The following is a 13,821-nucleotide window of genomic DNA, read 5'->3' on the forward strand; positions in this document are numbered from 1 at the left end:
GCCGACGACGAGCGCACGAATTTACATCATTACGACGTCAAACTGCTCCTGGCTATACAGGGGTTCGATTTGTACTTTGACCTGCTTGCCGACGAAAATTTCAACCTCAGCTAACGCGTGCGACTCTTCACTTCTCAGCGCTTCACCGACAGCTGGTGAGGCATAGACCAGGAAACGGTCAGTGTCATAAGCGTGGTGGACACGCACGATTTCACGCATGATTTCATAACAGACGCTTTCTACCGTCTTCACCGTGCCACGACCATGACACGTCGGGCATTCATGGCACAACACGTGTTCGATACTCTCACGCGTGCGCTTGCGCGTCATCTCTACTAATCCTAGTTGAGAGAAGCCGTTAATACTGGTTTTAACCCGATCTTTACTCAGCGCCTGCTCCAGTGAATGCAGCACACGCCGACGGTGATCTTCGTTATTCATATCGATGAAGTCGATAATGATGATGCCGCCGAGGTTACGCAGGCGCAGCTGCCGCGCAATCGCCTGCGTCGCTTCCGTATTGGTATTGAAAATGGTTTCATCCAGATTGCGGTGGCCGACGAATGCTCCCGTGTTGATATCGACAGTCGTCATCGCCTCCGTCTGATCAATGATCAAATAGCCACCGGACTTCAGTTCAACCTTTCTGTCCAGCGAACGCTGGATCTCATTTTCTACATCAAACAGGTCAAAAATCGGCTGCTTACCCGCGTAGTGTTCGAGTTTGCGCGTCATTTCCGGGATATATTCAGAGGTAAACTCCAGCAACGCTTCGTACGTCAGTCGGGAGTCAATCCGAATACGATCCAGTGCAGCCCCTGCAAAATCCCGTAAGATTCGCTGTGCGAGCGCGACTTCACCGTAGAGCTTACATTTGCTCTGGTTACGCTTTTTGCGCTCCATCACCTTGCCCCACAGGCGCTTCAGGAACGCCGCATCCTGCGAGAGCTCTTCTTCACCGATCCCTTCTGCTGCGGTGCGAATGATAAAACCACCATCATCATCGCAATAGTCAGCGACCGTTTTCTTTAAGCGATCGCGCTCCGCTTCACTCTCAATACGCTGTGAAACGCCAACGTGCGATGCGCCGGGCATGAACACCAGATAGCGCGATGGCAGTGTGATGTCGGTAGTCAGACGTGCGCCTTTGGTTCCCAGCGGATCTTTGACAACCTGAACCATAAGGTCCTGCCCCTGACGCACCAGTTCGGCGATATCACGGACGTGAAAATTCTTTTGTTCGTCACCGGCAACACATTCGGTGTGCGGCATAATATCGGAGGCGTGCAGGAACGCGGCTTTATCCAAGCCAATATCCACAAACGCCGCCTGCATGCCCGGCAGGACGCGGCTCACACGACCTTTATAAATGTTGCCGACAATACCGCGTTTCGCATCACGCTCAATATGAATTTCTTGCAGAATACCGCCGTCGATATAGGCAACGCGCGTTTCTGATGGTGTAACGTTTACCAGTAACTCAGCAGTCATGTTTTCCTCTTGCACTCCGCAATGCAGCAAAATTACTGAATAGCTCATGGGTTTCTACCAACGGCAGCCCAACGACCGCGTAATAGCTCCCGTTGAGCGACCGGACAAAGCATCCACCTTTGCCCTGAATACCGTAAGCGCCCGCTTTATCCATCGGCTCACCGCTCGCGATATACCGTTCGATATCCTGCTGCGAGAGCGGACGGAAGATGACGTCGGTTATCACCAGACAACTTAATATATCGTCTTTATCTGCCAGCGCGACGGCGGTCATCACCTGATGTTGTTTGCCGGACAGTTGGCTCAGCATCTCTGCCGCATGGGTTTCGTCCTGAGGTTTTTCCAATACCTGGCCGTTCAGCACGACGATAGTATCCGCCCCCAGAACCGGTAAATCAGACGGTGCAGCCGCGACACCCGCGGTGGCTTTTTCATGCGCCAGACGCCGGACGTAAACCTCCGCCGCTTCCTCTGGTAAACGTTGTTCTTCCACCGCGACATTCAGCACAGAAAAAGGAATGTCGAGCTGCGTGAGCAGTTCACGACGGCGGGGAGAAGCGGAGGCCAGATAAAGCAGAGTCATGAATCACCTTATTGCACAGTAAACTGACGACGAATTTTACGCATCAGCAGGAACAGCCACGGCCAGAGTACGCCATCAACGACACTATTCCAGAATGTTTCCGGCCGGAAAGAGACATTAATAACTAAAAATTCTGCCCAGAACACCGTGAGATCCATCAGCAGCGACAAGAGCATGACGATTAATGCCTGCTGCCATAACGCCATATTTCGGAACAGTTGGAATTTAAAGGCAACCAGATAAGCAACAATGCTCAGTGCCAGCGCCCGTACTCCCAGTGTAGACCCAAGAATCAGGTCCATAATCAGGCCCAACACAAATCCGGTACCGACATTCACGCGATGCGGCAAGGCCATCACCCAGTAAATCAGAAACAGCGTCAGCCAGGAGGGGCGAAACATATAGATTTCATCCGGCCACGGCATGATCTGCAAAACCATAGCGATCAGAAAAGAAAGCCAAATAATCCAGTTGCCATGCCTGCGATAACGGTTCATTGGCGGCCTCTCTGCGGCTCAGCGGTGGGCGCGGCGGCATCAGGTGGAAGCGGCGGCCCCATTTCGTCAGGTGACGGTAAAACCTGCGGCATCATCTGCATCAGACGCTCGTTAGCAACCCGATGCACTTCCGCTGGCGGCAGCGACGTATTGGCGTTGTTTTCCACGCCCCACAGCAATAACAGGTAGCGCAAGCGTTGCAGCCCCGCTGTCGGACGCGCTTGAATAATCGTATAGGCGCGCTGTGTATCTTCTTTAACCGATGATACTACTGCGACTGGATACCCTTCGGGGAAACGTCCGCCCAGACCCGATGTGACCAACACATCACCCACTCGGATATCGGTATTGTTAGGAAGGTGTTCTAGTTGCAGATCGTCGGTACAGCCATTACCAGCAGCAATTACGCGGATATCATTGCGTAGCACCTGAATCGGCAACGCGTGGGAAACATCACAAATCAACAAAACCCGGCTGGTAAACTGGCCAACCGCGACAACCTGACCCACCACGCCTTTATCGCTGATGACCGGTTGCCCTTCATACACGCCGTTCGCCTGACCTTTATCAATCACCACCTGATCGCTGTAAGGGTCGGTTCCGGCGGACATCACCTGCGTAACCATCTTCTGCTCATCTTGACGCAACGGCGAGCCCAGTAGTTCACGCAACCGCGCATTTTCCTGCTTAAGCTGGCCCAGCAGCAGCAGGTCGCTGTTTTTCATCAACAGTTCCTGACGCAGCGCGGTGTTTTCAATGCCTAATTGCTCACGGGTTGCCAGTGATGCAGACATATTGTCCAGAACCTGACGGGGCCCATTTGCCAGAAAATAGAATGGGCTAACAGTGGTGTCCATGTACGTTCTAATTTTGACGAACGAACCGAGCCGACTGTCCGCAACGATCACAACAATCGCGGTAACGACAGCAAGAAAAAGTCGTAATTGCAGGGAAGGCCCCCTGCTAAAAAGCGGCTTCATAGAATTTGCGTATTCCTCGACAGCAACCTCAAATCGCCCTTGGCGATTTTTAACGTCACAAAGCAGCACCCCGTAGGGCGAGTTTCATTGATCAGGCAAATAAAAAAGGGGTAACCACGAGAGATGAAAAACGCAGGCGTTCATCCATCCGGTCCCCCCTTTTTCCAGACAGGATTACTCCTCGCTGAACAAATCGCCACCGTGCATGTCGATCATTTCCAGCGCCTTGCCGCCGCCACGGGCAACACAGGTCAGCGGATCTTCAGCCACTACAACCGGAATACCGGTTTCTTCCATCAGCAAGCGATCCAGGTTACGCAGCAGCGCACCGCCGCCAGTTAACACCATACCGCGCTCGGAAATGTCGGAGGCCAGTTCCGGTGGGCACTGTTCCAACGCTGCCATTACCGCGCTGACGATACCCGTCAACGGCTCTTGCAGCGCTTCCAGAATTTCGTTGGAGTTCAGCGTGAATCCACGCGGTACACCTTCAGCCAGGTTACGTCCACGCACTTCAATCTCAAGCACTTCGTCACCCGGATACGCGGAGCCGATTTCATGCTTGATACGTTCTGCCGTTGCTTCACCGATCAGTGAACCATAGTTACGACGAACGTAGTTGATGATCGCTTCATCAAAGCGGTCACCGCCAATACGTACAGAAGAGGAGTACACCACGCCGTTCAGCGAGATCACCGCAACTTCCGTGGTACCACCACCGATATCCACAACCATGGAACCGGTCGCTTCAGATACTGGCATGCCAGCACCGATCGCTGCCGCCATCGGCTCTTCGATCAGGAACACTTCGCGGGCACCGGCACCTAGCGCAGATTCACGGATGGCACGACGCTCAACCTGCGTGGCTCCAACTGGAACACACACCAGTACGCGCGGGCTTGGACGCATAAAGCTGTCGCTATGCACTTGTTTGATGAAGTGCTGCAACATTTTTTCCGTCACCTGGAAATCGGCAATCACACCATCTTTCATCGGGCGAATCGCCACGATATTCCCAGGCGTTCTGCCCAGCATCTGCTTAGCATCATGGCCTACTGCTGCCACGCTTTTTTGGGAACCGGCACGATCCTGACGAATCGCAACCACAGAGGGTTCATTCAGTATGATGCCCTGCCCTTTAACATAAATTAGGGTATTGGCGGTACCCAGGTCGATGGACAAGTCGTTGGAAAACATGCCACGAAATTTCTTAAACATAACTAAAGGATAATCCTGCAAGCTGGGGGCGAAAAATAAATCCGCCTACTTTACCAACCACACGAAGCAGCGACAAGGCACGAAAAAGCTCTGCTTCGGTGAAAAATAAGTCTGAGTTGCGCACGGTCGGCGTCAGGGGAAAGGCACAGAATGCCTTCTCCTCAGGCGGCAAGGCATCTTACCGCTGTCCACCCGACAGAATTGCGCTAACACAGGACATAAAATCTAACATTTAATCGGATTGACGCTAACGTAAGCACACACTAACCGATTTAACAACCGCCTCATTCTACGTCAATTTGAACAGGACGTTTATACTAAACACGATGCCGCGGTGAATATTTTTTCATCTCATCCGTTACAAGGACAGATGCGGCAAAAAAATCGCCTTGCCCACCATAAACCCCCTTGCCCAACAGCATCCGCCACTCCTCTTTGGTACGCACACCAGCGGCAAACACCCGCGTTTGGGTTCCTTTACACGCCTCGGTCAGGCTTTGTACAAAAAGCTGATTTTCTGGACGGCGTTCAAGACTGCGCACCAAACCGGGATGAAGCTTGATGATCTCCACGGGAAGTGACTTGATATACGTCGTGCTGACCAGCGTCAAACCCGCCTGCGTAACTGCCAGGCGACAGCCTAATCCCAGGATCAAATTGAGAACCGGGCGCAGACGGCCGATATATTGACAAACATCTGCCTCTGCAAGTTCAAATAAAATGCGCTGCCGCTGCGTTTTCGGACATTGCAGCAATATTTCTTTCAGCCAACGCAAAAAAGGTTTTTGTAAAAGTGAGTCCACACTTACTGGTAAAGCCAGTGTTTCTCCGGGCCAGTTCGCTGACAAATCAACAATTCGTGCAACTAGCTGCCGATCATAGCTGGTCGCCAGCCCCAGTTGTTGAACCAGCGGCATATACTCGGCCGCAAGCAGTTCCTGTTCTCCGTCATAAATCCGGCTCATCATTTCACGATGATGTACGACCCCCTCTTTCGTCACCGCAGGCTTTTGATACAGTCTCGGGCCGCCGCGCGCCAACGTTTGTTCCAACAAAGTTCGCCATTTTACGCTACCGCGACTCTTATCCGGCACTTGCCTGTCAAACACGCACCAGCTGTTACCTCCCTGCAATACCGCATTGCGCGTCGCGTCTTCCACACTTTCCATCACCTGCTCGGCGCTTTGCCCGCCACGATAGGCGCAGATACCGATGTGGAGAACCTCCTCCCGGTCGATCAACGAGCAGGCAGGGAGGATATCGATGGCTTTCACCAGCTGCGTGGCAATCGCATTGGCTTCTTTTAGCGTACTGTGAGGGAGTAACACGGTGAAATCGCTACTGAAATAACGCGCTAGCAGCGCAGAGGGATAGCGCATGACAAATGTCGACAGCAGGTTAACAAGAGTAAAACGATACTCCTGAAGCACGTTGCTATCGCCGTGCGTTTCCTGCAACGTTTCAAAGTCTGGCACACGGATCATCATGACGATACCGTGCGTTCCCACCTCTTCACCATCTTCCAACTGGGTGGTCAGTTGGTTATCGAAAAACAGACGGTTACTCAGCCCGGTTTCAGCATCTTGCGCAGCGAAAGCACGGATTAAGGTATCAACCCGCCCACGCTCCTCCCGCGCCTCCACTAAATCAGACAACAGCTGATCGAGCGCTCCGCTGGTGTTGACTGGCCATTCACGTACCGATCCCTGCATAACGGATTCACGCTCGCCCTGGAGAATACGCTGCGCGCGCTTTTCTAACTCTTCCTGTCCGGCAGTCTGGCGACGTAGCCAAAGAATGGAGAAGTACAGCATCAGAAGCATCAGGCCAGCGGCCAGCAACACCGACAGAGTCGACACCACTAAGCGCGGTAGACCAATCAGCGGATCGACATATTTTAAGACGATCGTCATGTTCAGATGATGCATCAGTGGAAACTCGACCTCATGATAGAGATGCGTGCGTTCCCAGCCGGCCTCGGGCAGCTGTATTGAATAGAGAGGCGAATCGTTATCCTGAATCTCCAGTGCGACAATACCTGCCGTTTTCATCATTCCCGGCAGCCAATATTGGATATTTTCGGGCGATTGCACTAATAACGCCTGATCGATACTGGCAGTAACCTCACGTAGCTGTTGCTCAGTCCGCAACTGGCTGTAATAACAGAGGCTAAATATGCTACTGAAAAGCATAAGAAAAATAGCGAGAACCGTCAGCAATACTATCAGTATCGAGAATCTGGTCGTAAATCCCATCCCTGCGTCCTATTCCAAATAATTGTCATTTCTGCGAGTTTGTTGTTTTTTATCAGTTCGCATAAACCAGCTGTAACGCATAGTACCAGTACTCACAACGGTAACTGTATTAACAAATCGTATCTGTAATAACTATAGTCGTTAATGACTTCCCCATTTTAATCCTGCTACAGGAGATAGCCCATGCAGGCTTTAGTTCTTGAACAGTCAGACGGACTGACCCACGCTCAGATTCGCGAGATTGACGCGGAGCAGCTTCCCGCCGGGGATGTGACTGTCGATATCAGTTGGTCCGGTATTAATTATAAAGATGCGCTTGCTATTACAGGCAAAGGCAAAATTATCCGTAACTTCCCAATGGTTCCGGGGATCGATTTTGTCGGAACCGTGCGCCACAGCGATAGCGATCGGTTTACCGTCGGCCAGCCCGTTATTCTGACTGGCTGGGGCGTGGGTGAAAACCATTGGGGTGGCCTGGCACAGCAGGCCCGAGTGAAGAGCGATTGGCTTGTTCCACTACCCGTGTCGCTGGATGCACGTAAAGCCATGATTCTTGGCACGGCAGGCTTTACCGCAATGCTGTGCGTAATGGCGCTGGAAGACGGTGGCATCACCCCAGAAAGCGGCGATATTATTGTGACGGGTGCCAGCGGCGGCGTCGGCAGCACGGCTGTCGCTCTGCTTGCGGAACTAGGCTATCAGGTTACCGCCGTCAGCGGCCGTGCTGACAACACTGATTATCTGAAAAAACTGGGGGCCAAACAGGTGCTGGATCGCAGTGAATTCAGCGGGAGCCCCCGCCCGTTGGAAAAACAACGCTGGGCTGGCGCGATTGATACCGTTGGCGATAACGTACTGGCGACGCTGCTGGCACAGATGGATTACAACGCGACGGTTGCTGCGTGCGGTCTGGCTGGCGGTATCGCACTGCCGACTACCGTGATGCCATTTATTTTACGCAATGTTCGCCTGCAAGGCGTAGATTCCGTGATGGCTCCGCTGGCTCGTCGTCAGCAAGCATGGGAGCGTCTGGCTGCCATCCTGCCAGAATCGTTCTACCAGCAGGTGACGCAGGAAATCGGGTTGGAAGACGTGCCCGCCGTCGCCGCTGCCCTGCTGGAAAACAAAGTCACCGGCCGCACGCTGGTGAAAATCAGCTAACGTATTTCGTTGATGTACACGGCCACCTTCGGGTGGCTGTTACACCCTGCAAAAAAGTATTTCATCTCTCCTACCGCGGTTTCTACCGCAATTCATCTATACTCGTCATACTTCAAGCTGCATGTGCGTTGGCTGCGTTCACTCACCCGAATCACTTACTTAAGTAAGCTCATCGGGATGAAATGAGAGACGTCCTGTCTCTCACCGAAGGCCAGCCGTTGGCTGGTCAAATTCGTTCCCGACGAATTTGTCCCTCGCTTGCCGCCTTCCTGCAACTCGAATTATTTAGAGTATGTAACTAATTGAACGGTAAGCATTAACAACGCCACCTTGCGTCAACAATAATAATGACTGGCGGGAGTTCACATGCACAAACATCGTAAGCCTACTGAAGCCGACGTTACCCCGGAATCCCTCTTCTATCAGCGTCGGCGCGTATTAAAAGCGCTGGGCATTTCCGCTGCGGCACTCTCATTACCGCTTTCGGCACAGGCCGATCTCCTTGCCTGGTTTAAAGGTAGCGATAAACCTAAAGCCCCTCCGGGTAAACCGCTCACGTTTAGCCAACCTGCCGACTGGAAGCTCGATCTGCCGCTCACGCCGGAAGATAAGGTCACGGGCTATAACAACTTCTATGAGTTCGGCTTAGACAAAGCCGATCCAGCAGCCAATGCGGGTGGATTAAAAGCTGAAGGCTGGACCATCAAAATAGACGGTGAGGTCGCCAAACCTCTCACACTGGATATCGACGATTTGCTAAAACGCTTTCCGCTGGAAGAACGGATATACCGATTTCGCTGCGTCGAGGCGTGGTCAATGGTGATCCCGTGGGTAGGGTTTGAATTGGCCAAGCTGATTAAATTCGCCGAACCCACCAGCAACGCACGCTACGTTGCGTTTCAGACGCTTTACGATCCAGCGCAAATGCCGGGACAAAAAGATCGCTTTATGGGAGGTGGGTTGGATTATCCCTATGTAGAAGGACTACGGATGGATGAAGCCATGAACCCGTTGGCGCTGCTTGCTGTCGGTGTTTATGGCAAGACACTGCCGCCGCAGAACGGTGCTCCCATCCGGCTAGTTACACCGTGGAAATACGGCTTCAAGAACATCAAATCCATCGTACATATTCGGTTCAGCCGTGAGCAGCCACCCTGCACGTGGAATCTGGCAGCCTCGGATGAATATGGTTTCTATGCCAACGTTAACCCGCATGTAGACCACCCTCGCTGGTCGCAGGCGACAGAGCGGGTCATCGGATCAGGTGGTCTGCTTAACGTTGAGCGCCAACCTACGCTGTTGTTCAACGGCTATGCCGATCAGGTGGCCTCGCTGTATCGCGGCCTGAATCTGCGCGACAATTTCTAGCGATAGCATCCTGTCAGGATAGGAATCCACATCAGTATGAGACTGACCTTACAACACATTAATCGGCTAAAAGTGCTACTCCATCTGGCTGGTTTTCTGCCATTGCTGTGGCTGATATTGTCAGTCGACCAAGGGTGGTTCAGCGCCGATCCCGCCAAAGATATCCAGCACTTTACCGGCCGAATGGCGTTGAAGTTGCTACTGGCGACGCTGTTGGTCACACCATTAGCACGCTACGGCAAACAGCCTCTGCTCATTCGCTGTCGACGCCTCCTCGGGCTGTGGTGCTTTTTCTGGGCAACGTTGCATCTGGTGAGCTACTCGCTGTTGGAGCTGGGTCTGGATCATCTGGCGCTGCTGGGTAACGAGCTGATATCCCGACCCTATTTGACGCTGGGAATCATAAGCTGGCTGATTTTGCTGGCGCTGGCGGTGACGTCACCACAGATAACGATGCGCAAGTTGGGATCGCAATGGCAAAAACTGCATAATTTCGTCTATTTAGTCGCCATCCTTGCACCTATCCACTATCTTTGGTCAGTTAAAACGCTATCCCCACAGCCTATTTTGTATGCACTAGCGGCGTTGATATTGTTGCTTCTTCGTTATAAGAAATTTCGCCAATGGTGGCGCTAAACGCCGCAGAAACACAGGAAAGAGCGGTTGCTAGCCACAGTGAGATTGACGCCTTCTCATGACCCGGCACAGGAATATCTCCGCAGATAAGACCAGTATTTAGCTGCGAATTGCCACGATATGGTTATAATGCACGACTTTAATTTCTCGGGCCGGACAATTTGCGTCACGAAAGGTGACAAACGAATAGCTTCGCGCTATTTTGTGCGACACGGTTTTGGCAATCTTGGTCAATCGCGGGAGATAGCAGCACAATGGCAGAAAATTTTCACATTTTGCTCTTGAATGGTCCAAACCTGAATCTGCTAGGTACCCGAGAGCCCGACAAATACGGTAACACGACGTTAGCAGACATTGTCAGCGAACTGGAAACACAGGCGCAGGCATTGAACGTGAAGTTTTCCCACCTGCAATCCAATGCGGAACATGTCCTGATCGACACCATTCATCAGGCCAGAGGAAATACAGACTTCATTCTGATTAACCCGGCGGCATTTACCCACACCAGCGTTGCGCTGCGTGATGCCCTGCTGGCAGTCGCGATTCCGTTTATCGAAATTCATCTGTCCAACGTGCACGCACGTGAGCCTTTTCGTCATCATTCCTATCTTTCTGATGTTGCGGTAGGCGTGATATGTGGCCTGGGGGCAGATGGTTATCAGTATGCTTTACAGACGGCGGTAAAACGCCTGTCAACTTCCAATTAAACAAAAGAGTACGGAACCACATCCATGGATATTCGTAAAATCAAAAAACTGATCGAACTGGTTGAAGAGTCCGGCATCGCCGAACTGGAAATTTCTGAAGGTGAAGAATCAGTACGTATCAGTCGTGCCCCAGCAGCGGTTAACTACCCGATGATGCAACAGGCTTACGCTACGCCGATGATGCAGCCACAGCCTGCTCTGGCTGCCGCCGTTGCACCAGCGCCAGTGGAAGCAGCTGTAGCACCGGCTGCCATCAGTGGACACATCGTTCGTTCTCCAATGGTTGGAACCTTCTACCGCACCCCAAGCCCGGATGCTAAGTCTTTCGTGGAAGTGGGTCAGCACGTCAATGTCGGCGATACCCTGTGCATCGTCGAAGCCATGAAAATGATGAACCAGATCGAAGCCGACAAATCAGGCGTGGTTAAAGCCATCCTGGTCGAAAACGGTCAGCCGGTTGAATTTGACGAGCCACTGGTTGTCATCGAATAACGAGGCTTATCATGCTAGATAAAATCGTTATCGCTAACCGCGGAGAGATTGCGCTGCGTATTTTGCGTGCCTGTAAAGAGCTGGGCATCAAAACCGTCGCCGTTCACTCCAGTGCGGATCGCGATTTGAAACACGTATTGCTGGCGGACGAAACCGTGTGTATCGGCCCGGCGCCGTCAACAAAAAGCTATCTGAATATCCCAGCGATTATTTCCGCTGCGGAAATCACAGGTGCCGTCGCGATTCACCCTGGCTACGGTTTCCTGTCCGAAAATGCTGATTTTGCCGAGCAGGTTGAACGCTCCGGCTTTATTTTCATCGGCCCGAAAGCCGACACGATTCGCCTGATGGGCGACAAAGTGTCTGCCATCACCGCAATGAAAAAAGCGGGTGTTCCAACCGTACCAGGCTCTGATGGCCCTCTGACCGACGACATGGACGCTAACCGTGTTCATGCAAAACGCATCGGCTATCCGGTCATCATCAAAGCCTCTGGCGGCGGCGGTGGTCGTGGTATGCGCGTTGTGCGCAGCGACAAAGAGCTGGAACAATCCATCAACATGACCCGTGCGGAAGCCAAAGCGGCTTTCAACAACGACATGGTCTACATGGAAAAATACCTGGAAAATCCACGCCATGTGGAAATTCAGGTTCTGGCTGATGGTCAGGGCCACGCCGTCTATCTGGCTGAACGTGACTGCTCCATGCAGCGTCGCCACCAGAAAGTCGTGGAAGAGGCTCCAGCACCGGGCATTACGGACGAGCTGCGTCGCAATATCGGCGATCGCTGCGCCAAAGCCTGTATCGATATCAACTATCGCGGTGCGGGTACGTTCGAATTCCTGTACGAAAACGGTGAGTTCTACTTCATTGAAATGAACACCCGTATTCAGGTGGAGCACCCGGTAACCGAGATGATTACCGGTGTGGATCTGATCAAAGAGCAGCTGCGTATTGCTGCCGGTCAACCACTGTCCATCAAGCAGAAAGACGTCAAGGTTCGTGGCCATGCGGTTGAATGCCGTATCAACGCGGAAGATCCGAACACGTTCCTGCCAAGCCCGGGGAAAATTACGCGTTTCCACGCGCCGGGTGGATTTGGTGTCCGTTGGGAATCTCATATTTACGCCGGTTATACCGTACCGCCGTATTACGATTCCATGATCGGCAAGCTGATCACCTATGGTGAAACCCGCGAAATCGCGATTTCCCGTATGAAGAACGCGCTGGCTGAACTGATCATCGATGGCATCAAAACCAACATCGAACTTCAGATGAAGATCATGAGCGACGAAAACTTCCAGAGAGGTGGGACTAACATCCACTATCTGGAGAAGAAACTCGGCTTGCAGTAAACACGACGCAATCGAGTCAAAAGGCCAGCATACACGCTGGCCTTTTTTATTATAAAAACACACTAGCTAATTCCTATTGTGATCCCTGTTCGAACAATATCGTTATATATTTTTCATACATTGATATGATCTAAACACAAGCTTCCGTAGCAATCATCCAGAACACATTCTCAGTGGTACCTGCCGTGGTAATTTGAACAGGGATTAAGAAGCGCTTTACACACGGAAACATCGGAGGGAAGAAATAATCTGCGGGAAAGAATAAGCCGATAAACCCGTATCCGTCAGGTGTTTATCGGCTAAAAGCAGAACCGCTTACGAGAAAAAACCGTAATTATTTTCGGGTAGCCAGAATAATACTGGACGCTTTAACCAGAGCGATTAATTCGCTGCCCACCTCAATGTTCATGTCTTCTTTGCTTTCATTGGTAATGGTTGATGTCAGCGTCAACCCACTGGCAGTAAGCAATTGTACCGTCGAGTTAACAGCACCTTTCGCTACGGCACTCACCTTACCGTGAAATTGATTGCGAGCAGAAAAATTCAAACCACATTCGGCAGATGCCAAAATGACCCAAGGTGCTTTCACCAAAGCAATGGCTGGCTTACCGACAGCCAAGTCCATCGAGTCACAACTGGTTCGCGTAATAACTGTCGTTAGCTTATCTCCACTTTCCAGAGTCAATGCGACTTCATTGTTTACCGCACCCTCAACAATAGAAGACACAACACCCGAAAGCTGATTTCTTGCTGAAACTGACATAACGACTCCTTTGGTTCAATATCCTGCAGTAGAATATCAGATGATAAATAATAGCCCTATAATAGGCTTTCCCCTCAGAGAATTATGCGATGCGACGTCCATCATTCGCCAATTACCCCAATATCAACAAACCACATACTCACTTGGTATTATTTTTTTGGCGAGACATCTTCTATTTTCGCTCTTATCGATCGGTGATATTCCTAAAATAAGGAAGTGACATGTCTAATACTCGTCACTTAAGTCCGTTGTTAGGGGAAACACAAGGGGAGGTTTCCGCAGGGACGCCTTATCCCTGTGGTCGCACCGTGTATC

13 protein-coding genes are annotated in these 13,821 nt (G+C 51.7%); 6 read left to right on the forward strand and 7 right to left on the reverse strand.

Annotation, left to right across the window (positions count from 1 at the left end; genetic code table 11):
* Nucleotides 1-21 precede the first annotated feature (21 nt).
* From rng to csrD, 6 genes are all read right to left on the reverse strand, one after another.
* Nucleotides 22-1,491: a ribonuclease G gene (gene rng, locus CLR69_RS14510; RefSeq protein WP_048258346.1), complete on the reverse strand. Its 1,470-nt coding sequence runs from the start codon at nucleotides 1,489-1,491 to the stop codon at nucleotides 22-24.
* A complete protein-coding gene (locus CLR69_RS14515; RefSeq protein ID WP_129713547.1) occupies nucleotides 1,481-2,074 on the reverse strand; it encodes a Maf family protein in 594 nt (197 codons plus the stop codon). The genes rng and CLR69_RS14515 overlap by 11 nt, the downstream gene beginning before the upstream one ends.
* Before the next feature lie 8 nt (nucleotides 2,075-2,082).
* Nucleotides 2,083-2,571, reverse strand: coding sequence for a rod shape-determining protein MreD (mreD, locus tag CLR69_RS14520; protein ID WP_011091903.1), 489 nt, complete (start codon nucleotides 2,569-2,571; stop codon nucleotides 2,083-2,085).
* Nucleotides 2,568-3,551: a rod shape-determining protein MreC gene (mreC, locus tag CLR69_RS14525; RefSeq protein ID WP_129710270.1), complete on the reverse strand. Its 984-nt coding sequence runs from the start codon at nucleotides 3,549-3,551 to the stop codon at nucleotides 2,568-2,570. Before mreC ends, mreD begins: the two co-directional genes overlap by 4 nt.
* 174 nt (nucleotides 3,552-3,725) lie before the next feature.
* Nucleotides 3,726-4,769 (reverse strand): rod shape-determining protein MreB, encoded by a 1,044-nt coding sequence (gene mreB, locus CLR69_RS14530; RefSeq protein ID WP_010300322.1) that lies wholly within the window; start codon nucleotides 4,767-4,769, stop codon nucleotides 3,726-3,728.
* 317 nt (nucleotides 4,770-5,086) lie between these two features.
* Nucleotides 5,087-7,024, reverse strand: coding sequence for an RNase E specificity factor CsrD (gene csrD, locus CLR69_RS14535; protein WP_129713548.1), 1,938 nt, complete (start codon nucleotides 7,022-7,024; stop codon nucleotides 5,087-5,089).
* Nucleotides 7,025-7,207: 183 nt separating this feature from the next.
* Between csrD and acuI the strand changes: the two genes are divergently transcribed.
* The 6 genes from acuI to accC all read left to right on the forward strand — a co-directional run bounded on the left by acuI (nucleotide 7,208) and on the right by accC (nucleotide 12,743).
* Nucleotides 7,208-8,185 (forward strand): acrylyl-CoA reductase (NADPH), encoded by a 978-nt coding sequence (gene acuI / locus CLR69_RS14540; protein WP_129713549.1) that lies wholly within the window; start codon nucleotides 7,208-7,210, stop codon nucleotides 8,183-8,185.
* A gap of 366 nt (nucleotides 8,186-8,551) precedes the next feature.
* Nucleotides 8,552-9,553: a protein-methionine-sulfoxide reductase catalytic subunit MsrP gene (gene msrP, locus CLR69_RS14545; protein WP_129713550.1), complete on the forward strand. Its 1,002-nt coding sequence runs from the start codon at nucleotides 8,552-8,554 to the stop codon at nucleotides 9,551-9,553.
* Nucleotides 9,554-9,589: 36 nt separating this feature from the next.
* On the forward strand, nucleotides 9,590-10,189 hold the full coding sequence (gene msrQ, locus CLR69_RS14550) for a protein-methionine-sulfoxide reductase heme-binding subunit MsrQ (protein ID WP_129713551.1): 600 nt from the start codon (nucleotides 9,590-9,592) through the stop codon (nucleotides 10,187-10,189).
* A 254-nt stretch (nucleotides 10,190-10,443) separates the two neighbouring features.
* Nucleotides 10,444-10,896 (forward strand): type II 3-dehydroquinate dehydratase, encoded by a 453-nt coding sequence (gene aroQ / locus CLR69_RS14555; protein ID WP_011091897.1) that lies wholly within the window; start codon nucleotides 10,444-10,446, stop codon nucleotides 10,894-10,896.
* Nucleotides 10,897-10,920: 24 nt separating this feature from the next.
* Entirely contained in the window at nucleotides 10,921-11,388 is a 468-nt protein-coding gene (gene accB, locus CLR69_RS14560) for an acetyl-CoA carboxylase biotin carboxyl carrier protein (RefSeq protein ID WP_129713552.1), read from the forward strand.
* Between the two features lie 11 nt (nucleotides 11,389-11,399).
* Complete coding sequence (gene accC, locus CLR69_RS14565; RefSeq protein ID WP_129710282.1) at nucleotides 11,400-12,743, forward strand: acetyl-CoA carboxylase biotin carboxylase subunit; 1,344 nt, start codon at nucleotides 11,400-11,402, stop codon at nucleotides 12,741-12,743.
* Nucleotides 12,744-13,077: 334 nt separating this feature from the next.
* Here accC and CLR69_RS14570 read toward each other — a convergent pair whose 3' ends face one another.
* On the reverse strand, nucleotides 13,078-13,506 hold the full coding sequence (locus tag CLR69_RS14570; RefSeq protein ID WP_129713553.1) for a TOBE domain-containing protein: 429 nt from the start codon (nucleotides 13,504-13,506) through the stop codon (nucleotides 13,078-13,080).
* Nucleotides 13,507-13,821 lie beyond the last annotated feature (315 nt).

It is taken from the genome of Pectobacterium zantedeschiae (genome assembly GCF_004137795.1).
Lineage (GTDB): Bacteria > Pseudomonadota > Gammaproteobacteria > Enterobacterales > Enterobacteriaceae > Pectobacterium > Pectobacterium zantedeschiae.

Excerpts from the sequence above, each read along its gene's own strand:
- accB (WP_129713552.1), top strand. The coding sequence starts at position 10,921 with ATGGATATTCGTAAAATCAAAAAACTGATCGAACTGGTTGAAGAGTCC.
- msrP (WP_129713550.1), top strand. The coding sequence starts at position 8,552 with ATGCACAAACATCGTAAGCCTACTGAAGCCGACGTTACCCCGGAATCC.
- mreC (WP_129710270.1), bottom strand. The coding sequence starts at position 3,551 with ATGAAGCCGCTTTTTAGCAGGGGGCCTTCCCTGCAATTACGACTTTTT.
- CLR69_RS14570 (WP_129713553.1), bottom strand. The coding sequence starts at position 13,506 with ATGTCAGTTTCAGCAAGAAATCAGCTTTCGGGTGTTGTGTCTTCTATT.
- CLR69_RS14515 (WP_129713547.1), bottom strand. The coding sequence starts at position 2,074 with ATGACTCTGCTTTATCTGGCCTCCGCTTCTCCCCGCCGTCGTGAACTG.
- msrQ (WP_129713551.1), top strand. The coding sequence starts at position 9,590 with ATGAGACTGACCTTACAACACATTAATCGGCTAAAAGTGCTACTCCAT.
- mreD (WP_011091903.1), bottom strand. The coding sequence starts at position 2,571 with ATGAACCGTTATCGCAGGCATGGCAACTGGATTATTTGGCTTTCTTTT.
- accC (WP_129710282.1), top strand. The coding sequence starts at position 11,400 with ATGCTAGATAAAATCGTTATCGCTAACCGCGGAGAGATTGCGCTGCGT.
- mreB (WP_010300322.1), bottom strand. The coding sequence starts at position 4,769 with ATGTTTAAGAAATTTCGTGGCATGTTTTCCAACGACTTGTCCATCGAC.
- aroQ (WP_011091897.1), top strand. The coding sequence starts at position 10,444 with ATGGCAGAAAATTTTCACATTTTGCTCTTGAATGGTCCAAACCTGAAT.
- rng (WP_048258346.1), bottom strand. The coding sequence starts at position 1,491 with ATGACTGCTGAGTTACTGGTAAACGTTACACCATCAGAAACGCGCGTT.
- acuI (WP_129713549.1), top strand. The coding sequence starts at position 7,208 with ATGCAGGCTTTAGTTCTTGAACAGTCAGACGGACTGACCCACGCTCAG.
- csrD (WP_129713548.1), bottom strand. The coding sequence starts at position 7,024 with ATGGGATTTACGACCAGATTCTCGATACTGATAGTATTGCTGACGGTT.